Source organism: Ruegeria sp. D7, from assembly GCF_056534355.1.
In genome coordinates, this window is the sequence record NZ_JBQFPG010000008.1 from 156,233 (window position 1) to 173,614 (window position 17,382).

Here is a 17,382-nt window from a genome sequence, read left to right on the forward strand (position 1 = left end):
TCGGGAAATCCAAATATGACGCTTGTACCCAACGTTCATGAAGCCGAACCCATCCCCGCAGCCGCCCGAGACGCAATCGACGCCCTGATGAAGTCAGGCGATCTGTTTCGCTATACCGCACCTCAGGATGCGCCCGTTGCTCTCCTGGAGGCAGAGTTTGCCGAACTGCTCGGCACAAAATACGCGCTGGCGGTCTCTTCCTGTTCTGCCGCGCTGTTTTTGTCGCTCAAGGCGCTTGGGCTGCCCCGCGATGCGCGGGTTCTGATCCCCGGATTTACCTTTGCCGCCGTGCCGTCTTCAATCGTGCACGCGGATTGCATTCCGGTTCTGTGCGAGGTCGGGGACAATTATCGCGTCGATATGGCCGATTTCACGGCCAAGCTGGACAGCGTGCAGGCAGTGATCATCAGCCATATGCGCGGCCATACCTCGGACATGGACGCGATCATGGAGCTGTGTGAAGCGCGCGATATCCCGGTGATCGAAGACGCCGCCCACTCATTGGGCACAACCTGGCATGGGCGCAATATTGGCACCATCGGTAAGGTCGGCTGCTTCTCGTTCCAGTCCTATAAAATGATCAACGCAGGCGAAGGTGGCATTCTGGTCAGCGACGATGCGGATCTTGTGGCGCGCGCTGTTATCATGTCGGGCGCATACGAACACAACTGGAAAAAGCACTCTGGCTCACCAGAGCTGGAACAGGCCTTTGCCAAATGGCAGAACCAGTTGCCACTGTATAACCTGCGCATGAGCAACCTCAGCGCCGCAGTCATTCGCCCACAAATCCCCGAACTGGCCCGCCGTGTCCGCGACGGGCTGGCAAACCATGACTATGTGGCTGATCGTCTGAACACATCGCCCTACATCGATGTCCCTGCCCCCCTGACACCCGAGCAGCGCGCACCAGATTCGATCCAATTCAATCTGGTTGACCTCAGCGACGATGAAATCCGCGCCTTTGCCGCCGCAGCCGAGGCACGCGGTGTCAAGGTGCAGGTCTTTGGCCTGAGTCAGGATAACGCTCGTGCCTTCTGGAACTGGCAGTTCCTACCCGAACAGTTCGAACTGCCACAGACCCGTGCGATGCTGATGAAGGCCTGCGATGTACGTCTGCCCGTGCGTTTGACGCGCGATGAACTGGACGTAATCTCGGACATCCTGCTGGCTTCTGTTGGCGAGGTTGTCGGCCCGGTGCCAGTCTACGGGACCTGATCGTCAGTTCTATTGCAGATCAAGGTCGTTAACTGAAAGTAACAATGCGTCGATCCCGTCGGGGGTTGGCGCGACGCGTGACAAAATCCCGGCAACGGCGAGCCCGGTTTCTGTTTGCGTCAGAAACGGTGCACCGGAATCCCCCATCATGACGGGGCAGATCGCGCGCATCAGCCCTTGGCCGGCCTGTGCGGCATTACAGCTATCGGTGCGACTGAGCACGTGAGGCCGCAATCCGGGATAGCCCACGAACGAGCCCATCTGCGGGACAGTCCGGGAAATATCGAAAAAACCAACCTGCTCTCCAATTGGCTCGGCCAACTCCAACACGGCCCAATCCAGATCGGCGCGATTGTTGAATACACCGTCGCGCCCCTGTTCCGAATCCAGCCGATAGGCCAATACAGTGGACACGGCGGCAGCCTCGCCGCGCTGATACCCTGCGGCAAACCGGATACTGGCCGGAGGAATCCAGCGGTTGCGCGCGCTGTTGTACAAGCAATGTGCCGCGGTCAAAACCAGCCGCTCAGACACCAGCACGCCTGTACAATGGGACCGCTGACTGCGGCTGGCAAAATTGACCCGGCCAATGGCGCGCCAGGGCGGGGTCGTTGCATCCAGAATTTCGCGCGCGCGAATCTCGTCGCAGCCCGCAGCCGTATCCCGACCCATTGTGCAGATAGGTTCCCACACGGATGTAAACTGGCCTTGGGCCTGTGCAGTCTGGGCCCAGATCAACGCGCCCAGAACAGACAGCCAGCGCATCGGTCAGGCTAGCTCAGCTTCGATAGTTTTTGCTGCAGCTCGGCAAGTTGCTTTTTGATGTCGTCCAAATCCTCTTTGGGTTCGGGCGATGTTTCTTGTTCATCATCCGGCCCCGACCAGTTTCCCGACAGACCACCGGTCATGGCTTTTAGAAAGGCCTTTTGCTGCGCCTGCATCGCCTCGAACCCCGGCATCTGGGACATTGGGTTCATGGCGTTCATGTTTTCCATCATCTTGGACTGGCTCTCGCGCAGCATGTCGAACGAGCTTTGCAGGAATTGCGGCATCATGCCCCCGCCCGGCACCATGTAGCTGCGCACCAGATCGTTCAGCACATTAATCGGCAAAACATTTTCGCCGCGGCTTTCGTGTTCGGCAATGATTTGAAGCAGATACTGACGGGTCAGGTCATCACCGGTTTTCAGGTCGATGATCTGAACCTCGCGGCCATCGCGTATGAAACCGGCTATATCTTCAAGCGTCACGTAATCGCTGGTCTCGGTGTTATACAGCCGACGGCTGGCATAGCGCTTGATCAGCAGCGGTTTGTCTTGTTCCGACACCCTGTACCCTCCCCAAGGATGATGCGTTGCAGCAGAGGTTATGCGACTGCAGAACAAAAAGAAAGGGCAGGTCCTAAGACCCGCCCTGATGCGATCACACCGCTTGGGAGGAATGGGTGCTGCGTCGCAGAATTACCTTACTTGGCAGTTGCTGCTTTCTTGGCTGCAGCAGTTACCTCGTTGGTGGCTTTTTTGACGGCTGCGGTTGCATCTTCTGCAGCGTCTTTGCCAGCTGCCATCAGCAGCTCAACGGTTTCGGTCTGAACTTTTTTCGCGATCTCAGCGAAAGCAGCCAGGTTTTCGGCAGCAACTTCAGCCGACGCGCTTGCGAAATCGGTTGCAGCTTTTGCGTAATCCGCAGGCTCGGTTTTTGCTTTCGACATCTCGGTCAGTTTGGCCAGGGTTTCCTTGGTCCATTTGTTCGAGATTTCAGCCGATTTCTCAGCTGCGTCCAGAGCAACACCCGACAGCTTTTCGTTCAGAGAAGCGGTCGATTTGAATGCGTCTTCCAGAGCGGTTGTGTCAACCGGGAACGCGCCCATCATGTCTTTCAGGGTCGCGGTAAAGTCTTGGGTCTTTGCCATTGTCCTAAATCCTTCTAGCCGTTCCGGGCCCACCCCGGTTCTCATCAGCTTGAAGGCAATATGATTGCTGCATCGCAGCATTGCAAGTTTTTTCTTGCTGCAATGCAGAAATTTTTGAGTTTCAAAATGATATCAGCAGTTTGCCTTGACCAAAACATAGGTACCTGGAGCCGGGCAAAGGCGTGGATGATCCGAATCGCCGGTATCGCGCGCGGGAACTTGCTTGCCTGATCGCTTCTTTAACCACGCTTCCCACATCGGCCACCACGAACCTTCGTGGAAGTCAGCCTCTTTCAGCCATGTATCGGCATCACACTTCAGCTCAGGATTGGTGTAATGGCCATATTTTTTCTTACTGGGCGGATTTACGATGCCCGCGATGTGGCCGGACTCGGACACCACAAAGGTCTTCGACTTCGCGCCCATCTGCTGCACCCCGCGATAGCAATCCTTCCATGCGGCAATATGATCCGTCTCGCAGGTGATCGCCATCAAAGGCACATCGACATCCTTGATATGCAGCTTATGGCCAAGCAATTCGAACCCGTCGTTGACGAAATCGTTGCTCTGACACAAACCGCGCAGATACTGGATCGCCATCCGACCTGGCAGGTTGGCCCCGTCGCCGTTCCAGTACAACAGGTCAAACGCTGGCGGTGTTTCACCCATCATGTAGCTGCGGATCGCCGGCGTATAGATGAGATCTCTGGATCGCAGGAAAGACATCGTTCGCCCGATGATCCATGCCTTTAGAATACCATCCTTCGAGACCTGTTCTTCGATGCCATCCACAAAGTCATTTTGCAGGAACGGCGTGAACTCCCCCTGCTCACCAAAGTCTGTCAGGGTGGTGAAGAAAGTGGCAGATTTGATCGACTTGTCGCCGCGCTGCTTCATCAGCGAAAGCGTCAGGCTCAGCGTCGTACCGGCGATGCAATACCCAACTGCATTGACCTGCTTAACCTTGCAGATTTTCTTCGCCTCTTCGATGGCGGTCAGGAACCCTTCCTGGATATAGTCCTCCATCCCAATATCGGCGTGTGAACTATCGGCATTCACCCAGCTGACCACAAACAGGGTATAGCCCTGCTCGGTCACCCATTTAATCAGGCTGTTCTGAGCCTTCAGGTCCAAGATATAGAACTTGTTGATCCATGGCGGGAACAGAACGATCGGCGTTTCGTGCACCGTCTCGGTCACCGGTTTATACTGGATCAGTTCCATCATTCGGTTGCGATAGACGACGTCGCCGGGTGTAGTTGCGATATTCCCGCCAATCTCAAAGGCACTTTCGTCAGCCAGCCTGACAACCATTTCGCCGTCATTGGCCTCAAGGTCCGACACGAGGTTCTCCAGCCCCTGTATCAGGGACTGCCCTTCGGTCTCGATGGCCTTTTCCAGCGCATCGGGGTTGGTGGCCAGAAAATTCGTTGGCGCCATCATATCTATGATCTGTTGCGAGAAGTACTGCAGACGCTGTTTATCCTTGGTTTCCAGATCGTCAACCGATGCGACGGCCTGCGCGATCGCTTCGGCATTGGTTTGGTACTGCTGGCGAATGAGGCGAAAGTAGGGGTTGGTTTCCCACATTGGATTGGCAAACCGTTTATCTTTGGTAGCGGCTGGGGGTACATCCCCGTCGCTTTGGGTCATCGCTTTCTGCGCTTCCGCAAAGTTGAGAACCGATTTTCCCCAATACTCAATTTGCTGCTCCAACAGCTTTGTGGGGTTTTGAAACGCTTCAGCCCAATACGCAGTTGCTGCTTTTGCAAAAAGCTCTTGATTCGGGCCATCCAGAGCGGGGGTGTGCGGCGTTTTTCCGGCCATGACCTCGACCAGGCGTTTGGACAGTTCTTCTACTTTGTCCATATTTTCTTTAAGTCGTTCAATATGTTCTTCGGTCAGTTTTGGCGTCTGGTCTTCGGTAGTTGTCATTTTAACAATTCCCCCCTAGTCTCGCTGCTGTGCAGAATAACGTCGTTGGCGTCGGGGGGCAAAGCGGCGAATGGTCCGAATTCTCAGGCTGATACTCAGGAGGCACATTCGATGCGCTACATGATGACCTATGACCTGATGGAAACCATGCGTAACACCAACCAATGGCTTGGTGCAACCGCAAGCGCGATGGCATCCTACCCCCTGTTCTCGATGACACCCAACCCGGCCTTCAACTGGATGGCCGCTTGGGGCGAAGTAACCGAGCGCACATTTCAGCGTATGGTCGTCAAGCCTGATTGGGGCATCCGCACCTTTACCTGCGAAGACGGCAAGGACCATCTGGTCGATATCACAACCGTGCTTGAGCGTCCTTTCGGCGACCTGATCCATTTCCGCGTTAATGGACGCAAAGAACAGCCACGCAAGGTGCTGCTGGTTGCGCCGATGTCGGGGCATTACGCGACCCTGCTCCGCTCGACCGTCAAAAGCCTGCTTGTCAATTGTGAGGTCTACATTACCGATTGGCATAACGCGCGCGACATTCCCGTGTCCGAAGGCAAGTTCGATGTAGAGGATTACACGCTCTACCTTGTCGATTTTATGAAAGAGCTCGGCCCCGATACGCATGTTATTGCGGTTTGTCAGCCCGCACCGCTGACTCTGGCCGCAACCGCCTATCTGGCCGAGGTCGAGCCGAAGGCGCAGCCAAGTACCCTGACCCTGATCGGCGGTCCCGTCGACCCCGACGCAACTCCGACCGAGGTTACGGATTTTGGTCGCCGTGTAACGATGGGTCAGTTGGAAGAAACGATGATCCAGCGGGTTGGCTTCAAATACAAGGGCGTAGGCCGGATGGTGTATCCCGGCTTGCTACAACTGGCTTCGTTCATGTCAATGAATGCCGAACGTCACAGCAAGGCGTTCTCGGATCAGATCCAGCGCGTTATTCGTGACGAGGCATCCGACCACGATGCCCATAACCGGTTCTATGACGAATATCTGGCGGTGATGGACATGACTGCCGAGTTCTATCTTTCGACCGTTGAACGTGTCTTCAAAAACCGTGAGATCGCGCGCAACGAGTTCGTTGTAGCCGGCCACAAGGTAGATATCGGCAAGATCACTGATGTGGCTGTGAAATCGGTCGAAGGCACGAATGACGATATCTCAGCCCCCGGGCAATGCATTGCGGCGCTGGATTTATGCACGGGTCTGCCCGACAGCAAAAAGGCCAGCCATGTTGAACCCGGCGCGGGTCACTATGGCATTTTTGCGGGCCGCAGCTGGCGCGACAACATCCGTCCGCTAGTGATTGATTTCATGAATGAAAACAGCCGCAAACCCCGTCAACGAGCCGCCAATAGCAACAAAGTTGCATGAGCCGCGCAGCGGCAGGAGACCTTCCTTTCCGTTGCAATTGCGGCGCCCTTTCGGGGCGCATTACTGAACACGGCGTCGTATCCGGCACTCATGTCGTGTGTTTTTGCCATGACTGCCGCGCGGCTCAGCTGTATTTTGAACAGCCCGACCCTGCGCCCGACCCAGTCGAGGTGTTTCAGATGTCACCGGAAGACATTAAGATCGATGCAGGGGTCGAGCACTTGGCAGCTATGCAACTTAGCCCCAAGGGCATGTTGCGATGGTATGCCAGATGCTGCAACGCGCCGCTGGCCACGACGCCGACAACTCCAAAATTTCCGTTCGCGGGTTTTATCGTCAAACGTATTCCCCACCCCAGCAGTTTGGGTCCCATTACTACGCGTGGATTTGTGCCAAGGGCTGACGGCAAGCAGTCTCATGAGAAAATCCGCTATGCCGCTATGGGTCTGCTTAAACGCGTACTAAAATCGCGTCTGTTCGGGAGCTGGAAGAAAACGCCATTCTTTGACTCTGAAACCGGTCGGCCGGTGGTGCAACCAACTGTTCTGACCAAGAACCAGCGCGCGGTTTTCTACGACTAGGTCAGCCGCAGTGGTTTCCGGAGCCAATCCTGCAGCATCGCAATCACGGATTCGGGTGCTTCCAGTGTCGGATAGTGCCCGGCCTCATCAATCACGCGCAACTCTGCATCCGGAATGAGATCAGCCATGAAGGTATTCTTGCGGACCGGATTCTCCGCATCATGGGCACCGCAAATGATCAGCGTGGGCATCCTGATCCGGCGCAGCGTGCCTTGTTGGTCCGGACGGCGTTGCAGGGTTCTTATCTGACGCACAAACACATCCGAGCCCAATTCCTCGGCCATCTGCAACACTTCGTTCAAAATCGGGATGCGTTGCGGACCGGGAGACAACATGTCCGAGCCGATCAGCTTGCGCATCACTTCGTCCAACCTCCCCGCCTGCGCGCCAACGATCAGGTCTTCGCGACTCGCCGCGATATGAGGTGTGTCGGCCTGCGCATCCGTCGCCAGCAAGGCCAGTCGTGTCACCCTCTCAGGTGCTCGCCGCACGATCTCAAGCGCGACGCCACCACCCAGACCAAACCCGCACAAAGCAAACCGGTGCGGCAGTTGATCCAGCAAGCCCGGCGCGATTTCTTCGAACCGTTCACCGCCGGTGATCGGTGCGACCATAACTGCACGTTCACGCGACAGCGCGGTGATCTGCGCCTGAAACAACCGTGCATCGCACATCAATCCGGGTAGCAAAACCAACGGCTCGATCACCTCGGTGCCCTCCGCTCGTTGTTATTGTTTTGTTACAGGATGAGAGGTTTGCCAACGGCGGGCAAGCAAAACTTCACGGATAGCTGATCGCCCGAAACGGTGGGAAATCCGCATAGCGTTCCTGCCTTTGGCCCAGCGGTTCATCTGGCTCCGCCCCGGCCCGCAACAAGCAGCCGCGCGGGGCGATGTAGCTGTCGATCCGCCGTACAGGCTTGGGCCGCCAAACCAGATTGAACGCGCATAGTTTGGGAAAGAACCAAATCTCGGAATAATCCAGATGGTCATGCATCCACCACGCCAAATCGCGCCAATCGCGCCCCTGCGCATAACGGTCTGCAATCCACGGAATTACCACCGACGCCCCTGCTACACGTGCGTCACCTTCGCCCCAATCCCAAATGTGGCACTCCAACGGGTTGTCATTGCGGGCACAGTTCAACCTGTTCTCGTTCCCGAACCGGTTCAGTGATCGCGAGCGATAGCCCGAGCGCACCGCGATACGACCAAAGGTTTCTTCCAGCGGGTCCAGCAGGGTCTCGCAAAACGCGCGCCCGGTCTCGATCGCAAGATCAGGGTTGTCGGGAATATTTTGCAATTCGTGAAAGTTCCCGATCTCGGAATATAGAAAATCACGCATGAAAAAATGCCGGGATAGTCGCACGCGACCCAACGTCTCAAGGCTCCACATACTGCCCGGTCTACGCATATTCAGCCCCCGCTTTGCTTCGGAATCCCCTGCTCTGACAGCCACTCCAATATGCCCGCGACCGCCGCGTCGGTCTGACCCGGTGACATCAGACGCCCCGCGACCACGTGTGAGGCCGGATCATCCCCGGGCCCCATTGTCACCAATGAAACCATCGCCTGACCACCCCAGGTCTTGGCCGCCTCATGCATTTTTTCCGGACGCACCACCTGATCATCATCAGAAAACCAGAACAGCGCCGGAACCCGCGCGCCCGAGAAGTCCAGCGCATTGACCGCATCTACAAGGGCAAACATCGGCACGACCGCCTCCCACGGATAAACAGTTGTCCAAAAGATGTTCTTCTCGGGATCAGTGCTTGAGACATCCCGGTCCTGTCCCATCAAAGGCGGCAGCCAATGCCGGGCCCACGGCAAAGATGGCACCCAGGAACCAGCCGAGTTTACGCCAAAGTTCGGCGACACCAAAACCAATGCAGCCACATCAGTGCTCAGTTCCGTATCCATCGCAGCCGCGGCGGCCAATGTCGCCCCCGTCGAGGTTGCGATCACAATGACTTGCTCACCAACAGCCCTGGCGGCAGCCAACGCCTCGGCTGTATCCTGCATCCAGCCCGACGCCGTACCTTCGGCCATTGCGTCCCCATCGCGGCCATGCCCCTGAAGCCTTGTGTAGACAAGATTGGCACCCAACGCGTCCGCAACGCGATCAGGTACTGGCCTGATCTCCTCAGACGTGGCGGAAAACCCATGAATGTAGAGCACCGCAAAAGCTGTCCGCTGTTCAACAAAACCATCCTGCCAGATCACGCGCTTTTCAATACCTGGCACGATGTCATCATAGGCGGATTCGATGCTTTCAAAGTAAACCTGAACGCCTTCGCCAAATTTGCGCGGATCGAAACGCGGATGCAGGTCCACTGGCTCGCGCGGGCCAAAGGCGTAGATCAACACACCAACCAGCGTCAAACCCACCAGCACCCGCCCCAAAACCCAGCCGAGGCGACGCATCAGGTGCCTTCCAGGACTTCTCGCAGAGCCTGCTCAATCAGCCCGAGGCATCGCTCATCCGAGAACCTGTGATCCGCATCTTTGACCAGCAGCAGTTGCATGTCCGGACCAGCGGCATGATCCAGCAGGCGCACTGCCGTATCGGTCGAGACGGCCGTATCTGCTGTCCCCTGCAGGAGACGCACAGGGAAAGGCAGATCAAGCGAAGCGCGCAAAACCAACCGCTGCCGCCCATCCTCAATCATCCGCTTGGTGATGACGTAGGGCTCCATGTAGTCCGATGGCAGTTCTACATGTCCAACCGTCTCTAGTTCAGATTTTTGCTGGTCCGAAAACGACGCCCAATACCCGTCCTCGGTAAAATCTGGGGCCGCCGCAATTGTCACCATACCTGCGATCCGCTCGGGCATGACACGCGCCAGCAACAGCGCTTGCCACCCGCCCATCGACGATCCCACAACAACCAGCGGACCATCAGTTAACCGAGAAACTGCAGCCAGCGTATCCTCGTGCCAGTCCCCGATACACCCGTCAGTAAAGGCGCCCGAGCTTTCACCGTGCCCCGAATAGTCAAACCGAAGGAACCCCTGCCCGCGCGCGCGCGCCCACGCTTCCAGATGCACCGCCTTGGTGCCCTCCATATCTGATTTCAAGCCACCTAGAAAAACGATGGTCGGCCCGCGCCCATCACTCTTGTGATACGCCAGACGTCGTCCCTGCGCGGTTTCCAGAAATTCTGCCTCTGCCATGCTACCCTCATTGCTTGTCAGCCCATCATGCATGTCACGCACCTCTCTGCAATTGCCCGATCCTTCTTCATCTGGCTAAAAATACCTCGGGGAGTGCGAGGGGCTGGCCCCTCGCTCCTGCCCTTGACACCTGTGTCCCCACCTGCCACATGAGCCGAGCATACATAACCCGCAACCGGGCGTTCAGTGGGCGCCAAACCGACGAGGAGAGCCGATATGGCCCTGGACTCACAGTCAGTCTCCCTTACCTTTCCCGATGGCAATTCCCGATCCTATGAAGCAGGCGTTACGCCCGCACAGGTCGCCGCCGACATCTCGACCTCGCTGGCGAAGAAAGCCATTTCTGCCACGGTGAACGGACAGCATTGGGACCTGCAATGGCCAATCGAAGCCGACGCGCAAATCGCTATTCACACCATGAAGGACGAGGCGCAAGCCAATGAGCTGATCCGACACGATCTGGCGCATGTCATGGCCCGAGCCGTGCAAGAGATTTGGCCCGCAACCAAGGTCACCATTGGCCCCGTCATCGAAAACGGCTGGTACTATGACTTTGACCGTGAGGAACCGTTTACGCCCGAAGATCTCGGCCTCATCGAGAAAAAGATGAAAGAGATCATCAACAAGCGTGACCCGGTGACCACCGAGGTCTGGGATCGCGATCGCGCGATCGAGTTCTACAAGGCCAATAATGAGCCCTATAAAGTTGAGCTGATCGAATCCATCCCGGGTGATGAACCACTGCGCATGTATTGGCACGGTCACTGGCAGGATCTCTGCCGTGGCCCGCACTTGCAGCACACCGGTCAACTGCCAGGCGACGCGTTCAAGCTGATGTCAATCGCCGGGGCTTATTGGCGCGGCGACAGCGACCGCGCAATGCTACAGCGCATCTACGGCGTGGCCTTCACCGGCAAGGAAAAGCTTAAGGCTCATCTGCACATGTTGGAAGAAGCCGCCAAGCGCGACCACCGCAAGCTGGGTCGCGAGATGGATTTGTTCCACATGCAGGAAGAGGCCCCAGGGCAGATTTTCTGGCACCCTAATGGCTGGACCATCTACACTCTTCTGCAAGATTACATGCGTCGGCAGCAGCGCAAAGGTGGCTATGTTGAGGTCAACACCCCTCAGGTCGTCGACCGCAAGCTGTGGGTAGCTTCGGGTCATTGGGACAAATACCAAGAGAACATGTTCATCGTCGAAGTGGACGAGGAACATGCACGGGAAAAGGCGGTCAACGCCCTGAAACCGATGAACTGCCCCTGCCACGTGCAGATTTTCAATCAGGGTCTCAAATCCTACCGCGACCTTCCTCTGCGCATGGCCGAGTTCGGATCGTGTAACCGGTACGAACCTTCCGGCGCGCTGCACGGCATCATGCGCGTACGCGGCTTTACCCAGGATGATGGCCATATCTTCTGCACCGAAGACCAGATCGAATCTGAAACCGCTGAGTTCATTCGGTTCCTGTCCGGTATCTACAAAGACCTCGGGTTTGAGAACTTCTCGGTCAAATTCTCGGACCGGCCGGAAAAACGCTCAGGATCGGACGAAGTTTGGGACGAGGCTGAAGCCGCCCTGCTCAGCGCAACACGCGCGGCTGGGATCGAGCCGGAACTCAATCCGGGTGAAGGGGCATTCTACGGCCCGAAACTCGAGTTTGTTCTGACCGATGCGATCGGGCGGGATTGGCAATGCGGCACGCATCAGGTGGACTTTGTTCTGCCCGAGCGTTTGGACGCCACGTATATCGGCGCTGATGGTGGCAAACACCGCCCAGTTATGTTGCACCGCGCGACCTTGGGCTCGTTTGAACGTTTCATCGGCATTCTGATCGAAGAACACGCGGGCAAGCTGCCGTTCTGGCTGGCCCCGCGCCAGGTCGTTGTGGCCTCGATCACCTCCGAGGCCGATGAGTATGTGGCCGAAGTGGTCAGCACCCTTCGCGCAGCAGGCGTCCGCGCCGAGGCGGATATTCGCAACGAGAAGATCAACTATAAAGTCCGCGAACATTCGGTTGGCAAAGTGCCGATCATTCTGGCCGTCGGTCACCGTGAAGTCGAAGATCGCACGGTCAGTGTCCGTCGCCTTGGCGAAAAACAGACGCAGGTCCAATCGCTTGAGGCTGTAACAAATGAGTTGAGCGTGGCTGCAACGCCCCCCGATCTGCTGTAACATTCGGCAGCAAACCGCTAGAAATCCGGCCCGGTATTTTGGGCCGGATTGAAACAAATATCATTTTTCAATTCAAAAACAATTTGTTAACGTTCAAGGGTGCATGACGACCTTTGACGGGGTTGTGAGACACGGGCTCGTGAATTCAACTGCTGCCCCTGAACCATTACCTTGTCGTTGTCACAAGCAGACATACGCAGTCATTAACAAGGATTACCAAGATGTCGAACACTGCAAAAACACTGGTTATCGCAAGCGCAGTTGCTGCAGCCGTTTCCGGCGCGGCCACAACCGCAACAGCCCAGGCCAAAGAAAAGTGCTATGGCGTTTCTCTGGCAGGTCAGAACGACTGTGCAGCCGGCCCCGGCACAACTTGCGCGGGCACTTCGACCGTCGACTATCAGGGCAACGCATGGACCCTGGTTGACGCAGGCACCTGCGCCGACATCGAGCTGCCTAAAACAGCAGACGGTGCAGATCGCAAAGGCTCGCTTGAGCCGCTGGAGCGTGACCTGCCTGCATAAGGCTTTTCCGAATGAACCAGAAAGGGCGGGCAGGATCGCCCGCCCTTTCCACGTGATCAGGGGATTTGCAAATGTTGGACAATGCGCTCAGATCGAACCGGCTGCCTGCCGCGCCGGGCGTTGGTTACAAGCCACAGCATTTCTCGCAGATTCTTGAGCAGGCCAAGCCTGTGGCGTGGTTGGAAATCCATGCCGAAAACTACATGGGCGACGGCGGCAGACCGCTGGCACAGCTGCGCCACCTGTCCGAACAATTCCCCATTTCAGTGCATGGTGTCGGGCTGTCAATCGGCGGCGAAACGCCACTTGACCCCGATCACCTGGACCGCCTGAAGCATCTTATCGGCTGGTTGAACCCGGCCAGCTTTTCGGAGCATTTGGCCTGGTCAACCCATGACAGCCACTTCCTGAACGATCTACTTCCTCTGCCCTATACTGATGCGACTCTGGCCCGCGTTTGCGACCATATCGATCAGGTGCAAGAGGTGGTCGGGCGGCAAATGCTGTTAGAGAACCCCTCAAGCTATTTGGCCTTCGAGGAAAGCACATGGTCCGAACCTGATTTCTTGCGCGAAATCACCCGGCGCACCGGCTGCGGGCTGTTGCTGGACGTGAACAATGTCTTTGTTTCAGCCACCAATCTGGATTTCTCACCGCAGGGCTATATTGATGCCTACCCGCTGGACCAAGTCGGTGAGATTCACCTGGGCGGGCATGACGAAGACGAAGACGATCATGGGCATCCCTTGCTGATCGACAGCCACGGGCGCGAAGTGGTGGACCCGGTCTGGGCGCTGCTGGACTACGTACTAGACAAATCCGGCCCCAAACCCCTGTTGATTGAATGGGACACCGATGTGCCGGACTGGCCAGTGTTACGGGCCGAAGCCGAGCGCGCGCAAAAAGCGCTGGATCGCGTGCCCGCATGAGCGTGTCGCAAACGACATTCCACACCGCGCTGCTGGATGCCAGCCAGCCCATCCCTGATGGCCTATTGGACGCCGAGGCGCAGCCCGCCGGTCGTCGCTTCAGCGTCTATCGCAACAACGTCGCCGTCTCACTGACCGAGGCGATGCGTCAGGCCTTCCCGGTCATCACAAAACTGTTGGGACCGCAGAATATGGACGGGCTGGCTGGAATATTCTTACGCCAGCACCCGCCCTCCTCACCCCTGATGATGTTTTATGGCGAGGAATTCCCTAAATTTCTGGAAGGAATGGAGCAGTTGTCGCATCTGGGCTACCTGCCGGATGTTGCCCGTCTGGAACTGGCGCTGCGTAGGGCTTACCACGCCGCTGATCGACAACCCATAGATGCCGAAGCGCTCAGCTTGCCACCGGAAGATTTGATGCAAGCCAAACTGACCCTCGCGCCGTCGGTGCAGGTGTTGCGTTCAAGCTGGCCCGTACATGCGATCTGGCTATATAACACCGAAGAAGGCGCGCCGAAACCTGAGGCGGGCGCTCAGGATACTTTGATCATGCGTCCCGAATACGACCCTGCCCCACACCCTTTGCCACCCGGTGGTGCGGCATGGATCGCGCTGATTCAAGATGGCAAATCCATCGGTAAGGCATTTGAATCCACCATGGCCGAAACACCCGAATTTGATCTTGGAACCACTCTGGCACTGCTTTTGCAGGGCGGTGCAATAACTTCTGTGACTATCGAAAGGCTGGACACATGACTGCCCTGATCTCAACTTACAATAATGCGATGGAAAAAGCGGATCACGCGTCCGGTTGGCTGACACCAACCCTGGCTCGGGTGGTCTTTATCGCCGTGTTGTTCGTCTACTACTGGAACTCGGCCACGCTGAAAATCGACGGCTCAATCTTTTCGCCATCGGCCGGAGCCTTCGGTCAGATCTTTCCCAAAGCGGCCGAAGCGGTGCTGTATGATGTGACTCAGATGACCTTTTTCCAGCGGGTCGTCATCTTCTTTGGCACAGTGGCCGAATTTGTCCTGCCTGTGCTTTTGCTGGTCGGCCTGCTGACGCGCCTTGCCGCGCTTGGCATGATCGGATTTGTCTGGGTTCAAACACTGACCGATGTCACCGGGCATGGCGTCAAACTCGGTAGCTTATTCGACAACGCAATTACGTTGATGGATCAGCGCGTGATGTGGACATTCCTGCTGCTGGTGATTGTGATCAACGGCGCGGGTCCGCTGTCTCTGGATCGGTTATTACGCCTGAAGTGACCTAGAAATGTGCCTTGGGCTCGTCCGGTTTTCCTGCGGCGAGCCCGAGCAACCCTGCTACGCCTGCAAAGGCAATCGGGAACATGGTGAAAACACCGAAGCCAAAGGCGTAGTACATCCCAGCGGCAGAAATCAGCAGCAAAATGCCTGCAATCAGAGCCCGCGAATGGGCCATCGCCCCGCCAACGATTGCCAACAAAGGCGCCACGATCGAAGCCGTCTGGATCAACTCGGGGTTCTCTACCTGCTCGGCAATGCCTTCGATCTCACCAAACTGGTCGATCAGTTCCACAAAGCCGTAGCCAAAAAAACCGACGATCATCCCGATCAGCCCGGCAATGACGCCTAAAATCATGGCAGCGTTTCGCATTCACAGGTCTCCGCTTGTTGCCCGTGTCACATAAGCAGTTCTTCAGGCAACACCAAGGGCCTGACGGGTTTCAGGCGTCCAGCCCAGATACATCTGACCATCGGATACTATCAGTGGGCGTTTCATCAGGGTCGGATGATCAGCCAACAGCGCGAGCACCGGTCGATTGCGTGTGTCATCATCCAATCCCCGCCAGGTTGTTGATCGCGTATTGAGCAAGGCTTTGCCGAAAGTCTCGTACGCCTCGGACAGCACATTTTCGGGAACCCCTTTTGCGCGGACATCAACGAAAACCGCATCTGGAAGCAGTTTCAATGCCTTACGGCACGTATCGCAAGTTTTTAACCCATATAGTTGCATTATCTAACTAATCCTGTAATCGCTGCAAATTTAGACAAACCCATCAGGCTGCCCCAGTTATTCTTGATTTTTTACTTCACCGTGTAATGTTGAAAAAGGCGAAACACGCGACCCGGGCTGTATCGTGAGGGCGAACAGTGACGTGTGGCGGTTTTGCCAGCCAAGGCCCCCACCAATTTGTGGGACAACTTGTAAGTAGAAGGAGACACGGGAAATGCCAACCGGCACCGTGAAATGGTTTAATACAACCAAAGGCTATGGTTTTATTGCGCCCGACGAAGGGGGCAAAGATGTGTTTGTTCATATCTCGGCCGTAGAACGATCCGGTCTGACCGGACTCGCTGACAATCAGAAAGTCTCGTACGAGTTGCAGGACGGACGTGACGGCCGCCAAATGGCTGCTGATTTGAAGCCGCTGTAAGGCACAGCCCGCCCCGGCGGGAAAGATAAAAGAAGGTTGACGGCCAATTTCAGGCCGTTAACCGCAAACCCTAGTGAACGCGCCCACCTTGGGACGTGCTCAGTTTTCTGTTGAATCAACCCTCTCGGATAACAGCCTCAAACTCACGCCATTCCCGTGCGGTCATGCCTGAGTTTTCCTGAGTGACATCTTCACCGCTGAGCATCCGACGCAAGCAGGTCACCATCTGCGCCGAGAGGTTGACTGCGCCAAGGCGGTAGTCCTCAAACGCACGGTAGGCAAACGGTACCCAGTCGGCGACAATCTTGCACATGGTATCTGCGTAAACGCGGATTTCGTACTGCGCGTGCGGGTCGGCACGCAGACGCAAGAAGTGGAACAAGTTGTGCAAGTCCACCTTCCAATACCATTGCGTATAAATGTTGGCTGGAAGGTTCATCCGCGCCAGTTCACGCGCAAGCCCTTGCTGGCCGTCCTGACCGATCATCGCCTCGTAGTTGTCATAGCAGCGCGCACTGTCCGCTTTCAGTATCTCCAACACGCGCGCGGCCTCTTCGCCTTGCAATGTGTCTCCACGGCCCTGATTGTTAACCTCGGATTGCGCGGCGACATGTTCGGGTGCCGGGATATAGAACTCTCGATCCAGGATCGAATACCGCGCCGAATATTCGTTCACATTCGCCGTGCGGTGGCGGATCCACTGGCGGGCTACGAATACGGGCAGTTTGACGTGCAACTTGATCTCGCACATTTCAAACGGGGTCGAATGCCAGTGGCGCATTAGATAGCGGATCAGGCCTTCATCATTTTGCACCGACTTGGTGCCTTTGCCGTAGGAAACACGCGCGGCCTGACAGATCGCAGCATCGTCGCCCATATAGTCGATAACGCGGACAAACCCGTGATCCAGAACCTGATGTGCCGTGTACAGATGATCTTCCATACCTTCGGCAACGACGCGGCGGGTCGGGCTCGACTGTGCGCGCTGAGCTTCGATCTCGGCCAGTTGGTCGGCAGACAGAGGCATGAAATTATCCTTTCCAGCAATGAGTCGCCGACCACTATATATCGGCAAGCTTGCCATCGGAACCGCGATATGTGCGGCGCATTGCGCTAAATCGGAATTGTGTCC

The 17,382-nt window shown here is 56.6% G+C and carries 20 protein-coding genes; 9 read left to right on the forward strand and 11 right to left on the reverse strand.

What is annotated here, in order from left to right; all coding sequences use genetic code 11:
* Nucleotides 1-15 precede the first annotated feature (15 nt).
* On the forward strand, nucleotides 16-1,215 hold the full coding sequence (locus tag ACRZ9U_RS13210) for an aminotransferase class I/II-fold pyridoxal phosphate-dependent enzyme (protein WP_170404886.1): 1,200 nt from the start codon (nucleotides 16-18) through the stop codon (nucleotides 1,213-1,215).
* Between the two features lie 9 nt (nucleotides 1,216-1,224).
* Here the strand turns inward: ACRZ9U_RS13210 and ACRZ9U_RS13215 are convergent, their stop codons facing one another.
* The 4 genes from ACRZ9U_RS13215 to ACRZ9U_RS13230 all read right to left on the reverse strand — a co-directional run bounded on the left by ACRZ9U_RS13215 (nucleotide 1,225) and on the right by ACRZ9U_RS13230 (nucleotide 5,062).
* Entirely contained in the window at nucleotides 1,225-1,980 is a 756-nt protein-coding gene (locus tag ACRZ9U_RS13215) for a trypsin-like serine protease (RefSeq protein ID WP_170404883.1), read from the reverse strand.
* Between the two features lie 8 nt (nucleotides 1,981-1,988).
* Complete coding sequence (gene phaR, locus ACRZ9U_RS13220) at nucleotides 1,989-2,543, reverse strand: polyhydroxyalkanoate synthesis repressor PhaR (RefSeq protein ID WP_170404880.1); 555 nt, start codon at nucleotides 2,541-2,543, stop codon at nucleotides 1,989-1,991.
* A gap of 137 nt (nucleotides 2,544-2,680) precedes the next feature.
* A complete protein-coding gene (locus ACRZ9U_RS13225) occupies nucleotides 2,681-3,127 on the reverse strand; it encodes a phasin family protein (RefSeq protein WP_029621740.1) in 447 nt (148 codons plus the stop codon).
* Nucleotides 3,128-3,259: 132 nt separating this feature from the next.
* On the reverse strand, nucleotides 3,260-5,062 hold the full coding sequence (locus ACRZ9U_RS13230) for a class I poly(R)-hydroxyalkanoic acid synthase (protein WP_170404877.1): 1,803 nt from the start codon (nucleotides 5,060-5,062) through the stop codon (nucleotides 3,260-3,262).
* Between the two features lie 111 nt (nucleotides 5,063-5,173).
* Between ACRZ9U_RS13230 and phaZ the strand changes: the two genes are divergently transcribed.
* The gene (gene phaZ / locus ACRZ9U_RS13235) at nucleotides 5,174-6,445 is read left to right on the forward strand and encodes a polyhydroxyalkanoate depolymerase (protein ID WP_170404873.1); all 1,272 of its coding nucleotides are present in this window, start codon (nucleotides 5,174-5,176) and stop codon (nucleotides 6,443-6,445) included.
* Nucleotides 6,442-7,026, forward strand: a complete 585-nt coding sequence (locus tag ACRZ9U_RS13240; RefSeq protein WP_170404869.1) for a DUF6151 family protein — start codon at nucleotides 6,442-6,444, stop codon at nucleotides 7,024-7,026. The genes phaZ and ACRZ9U_RS13240 overlap by 4 nt, the downstream gene beginning before the upstream one ends.
* On the opposite strand, the gene ACRZ9U_RS13245 is transcribed toward ACRZ9U_RS13240, so the two are convergent.
* From ACRZ9U_RS13245 to ACRZ9U_RS13260, 4 genes are all read right to left on the reverse strand, one after another.
* The gene (locus tag ACRZ9U_RS13245; RefSeq protein WP_170393627.1) at nucleotides 7,023-7,733 is read right to left on the reverse strand and encodes an alpha/beta fold hydrolase; all 711 of its coding nucleotides are present in this window, start codon (nucleotides 7,731-7,733) and stop codon (nucleotides 7,023-7,025) included. The genes ACRZ9U_RS13240 and ACRZ9U_RS13245 overlap by 4 nt on opposite strands.
* 73 nt (nucleotides 7,734-7,806) lie before the next feature.
* The gene (locus ACRZ9U_RS13250) at nucleotides 7,807-8,421 is read right to left on the reverse strand and encodes a hypothetical protein (protein WP_170406395.1); all 615 of its coding nucleotides are present in this window, start codon (nucleotides 8,419-8,421) and stop codon (nucleotides 7,807-7,809) included.
* Between the two features lie 20 nt (nucleotides 8,422-8,441).
* Entirely contained in the window at nucleotides 8,442-9,449 is a 1,008-nt protein-coding gene (locus ACRZ9U_RS13255; RefSeq protein WP_170404866.1) for an alpha/beta fold hydrolase, read from the reverse strand.
* Nucleotides 9,449-10,198, reverse strand: a complete 750-nt coding sequence (locus ACRZ9U_RS13260; RefSeq protein WP_170404863.1) for an alpha/beta fold hydrolase — start codon at nucleotides 10,196-10,198, stop codon at nucleotides 9,449-9,451. Before ACRZ9U_RS13260 ends, ACRZ9U_RS13255 begins: the two co-directional genes overlap by 1 nt.
* Nucleotides 10,199-10,414: 216 nt before the next feature.
* On the opposite strand from ACRZ9U_RS13260, the gene thrS reads away from it, so the two are divergent.
* The 5 genes from thrS (at nucleotide 10,415) to ACRZ9U_RS13285 (ending at nucleotide 15,099) form a co-directional block, all read left to right on the forward strand.
* On the forward strand, nucleotides 10,415-12,373 hold the full coding sequence (gene thrS / locus ACRZ9U_RS13265) for a threonine--tRNA ligase (RefSeq protein WP_170404860.1): 1,959 nt from the start codon (nucleotides 10,415-10,417) through the stop codon (nucleotides 12,371-12,373).
* Nucleotides 12,374-12,594: 221 nt separating this feature from the next.
* Nucleotides 12,595-12,897: a BufA1 family periplasmic bufferin-type metallophore gene (locus ACRZ9U_RS13270; RefSeq protein ID WP_010439128.1), complete on the forward strand. Its 303-nt coding sequence runs from the start codon at nucleotides 12,595-12,597 to the stop codon at nucleotides 12,895-12,897.
* A 71-nt stretch (nucleotides 12,898-12,968) separates the two neighbouring features.
* Nucleotides 12,969-13,826, forward strand: a complete 858-nt coding sequence (gene bufB, locus ACRZ9U_RS13275) for an MNIO family bufferin maturase (RefSeq protein ID WP_170404857.1) — start codon at nucleotides 12,969-12,971, stop codon at nucleotides 13,824-13,826.
* Nucleotides 13,823-14,584 carry an HvfC/BufC family peptide modification chaperone gene (locus ACRZ9U_RS13280; protein ID WP_170404854.1) on the forward strand — a complete coding sequence of 254 codons (762 nt, stop codon included), beginning with the start codon at nucleotides 13,823-13,825 and terminating at the stop codon, nucleotides 14,582-14,584. The genes bufB and ACRZ9U_RS13280 overlap by 4 nt, the downstream gene beginning before the upstream one ends.
* Nucleotides 14,581-15,099, forward strand: coding sequence for a DoxX family membrane protein (locus ACRZ9U_RS13285; RefSeq protein WP_170404850.1), 519 nt, complete (start codon nucleotides 14,581-14,583; stop codon nucleotides 15,097-15,099). The genes ACRZ9U_RS13280 and ACRZ9U_RS13285 overlap by 4 nt, the downstream gene beginning before the upstream one ends.
* A 1-nt stretch (nucleotide 15,100) precedes the next feature.
* On the opposite strand, the gene ACRZ9U_RS13290 is transcribed toward ACRZ9U_RS13285, so the two are convergent.
* Together ACRZ9U_RS13290 and ACRZ9U_RS13295 are read right to left on the reverse strand one after the other, a co-directional pair.
* Nucleotides 15,101-15,469: a hypothetical protein gene (locus tag ACRZ9U_RS13290; protein ID WP_170393641.1), complete on the reverse strand. Its 369-nt coding sequence runs from the start codon at nucleotides 15,467-15,469 to the stop codon at nucleotides 15,101-15,103.
* A 42-nt stretch (nucleotides 15,470-15,511) separates the two neighbouring features.
* Entirely contained in the window at nucleotides 15,512-15,829 is a 318-nt protein-coding gene (locus ACRZ9U_RS13295; protein ID WP_480902036.1) for an arsenate reductase family protein, read from the reverse strand.
* A 214-nt stretch (nucleotides 15,830-16,043) separates the two neighbouring features.
* Here ACRZ9U_RS13295 and ACRZ9U_RS13300 point away from each other — a divergent pair, with 214 nt between their 5' ends.
* Nucleotides 16,044-16,250, forward strand: a complete 207-nt coding sequence (locus tag ACRZ9U_RS13300; RefSeq protein WP_008758035.1) for a cold-shock protein — start codon at nucleotides 16,044-16,046, stop codon at nucleotides 16,248-16,250.
* Nucleotides 16,251-16,365: 115 nt separating this feature from the next.
* Here the strand turns inward: ACRZ9U_RS13300 and thyX are convergent, their stop codons facing one another.
* Nucleotides 16,366-17,277 carry an FAD-dependent thymidylate synthase gene (gene thyX / locus ACRZ9U_RS13305; protein ID WP_170393643.1) on the reverse strand — a complete coding sequence of 304 codons (912 nt, stop codon included), beginning with the start codon at nucleotides 17,275-17,277 and terminating at the stop codon, nucleotides 16,366-16,368.
* Between the last annotated feature and the right edge of the window lie 105 nt (nucleotides 17,278-17,382).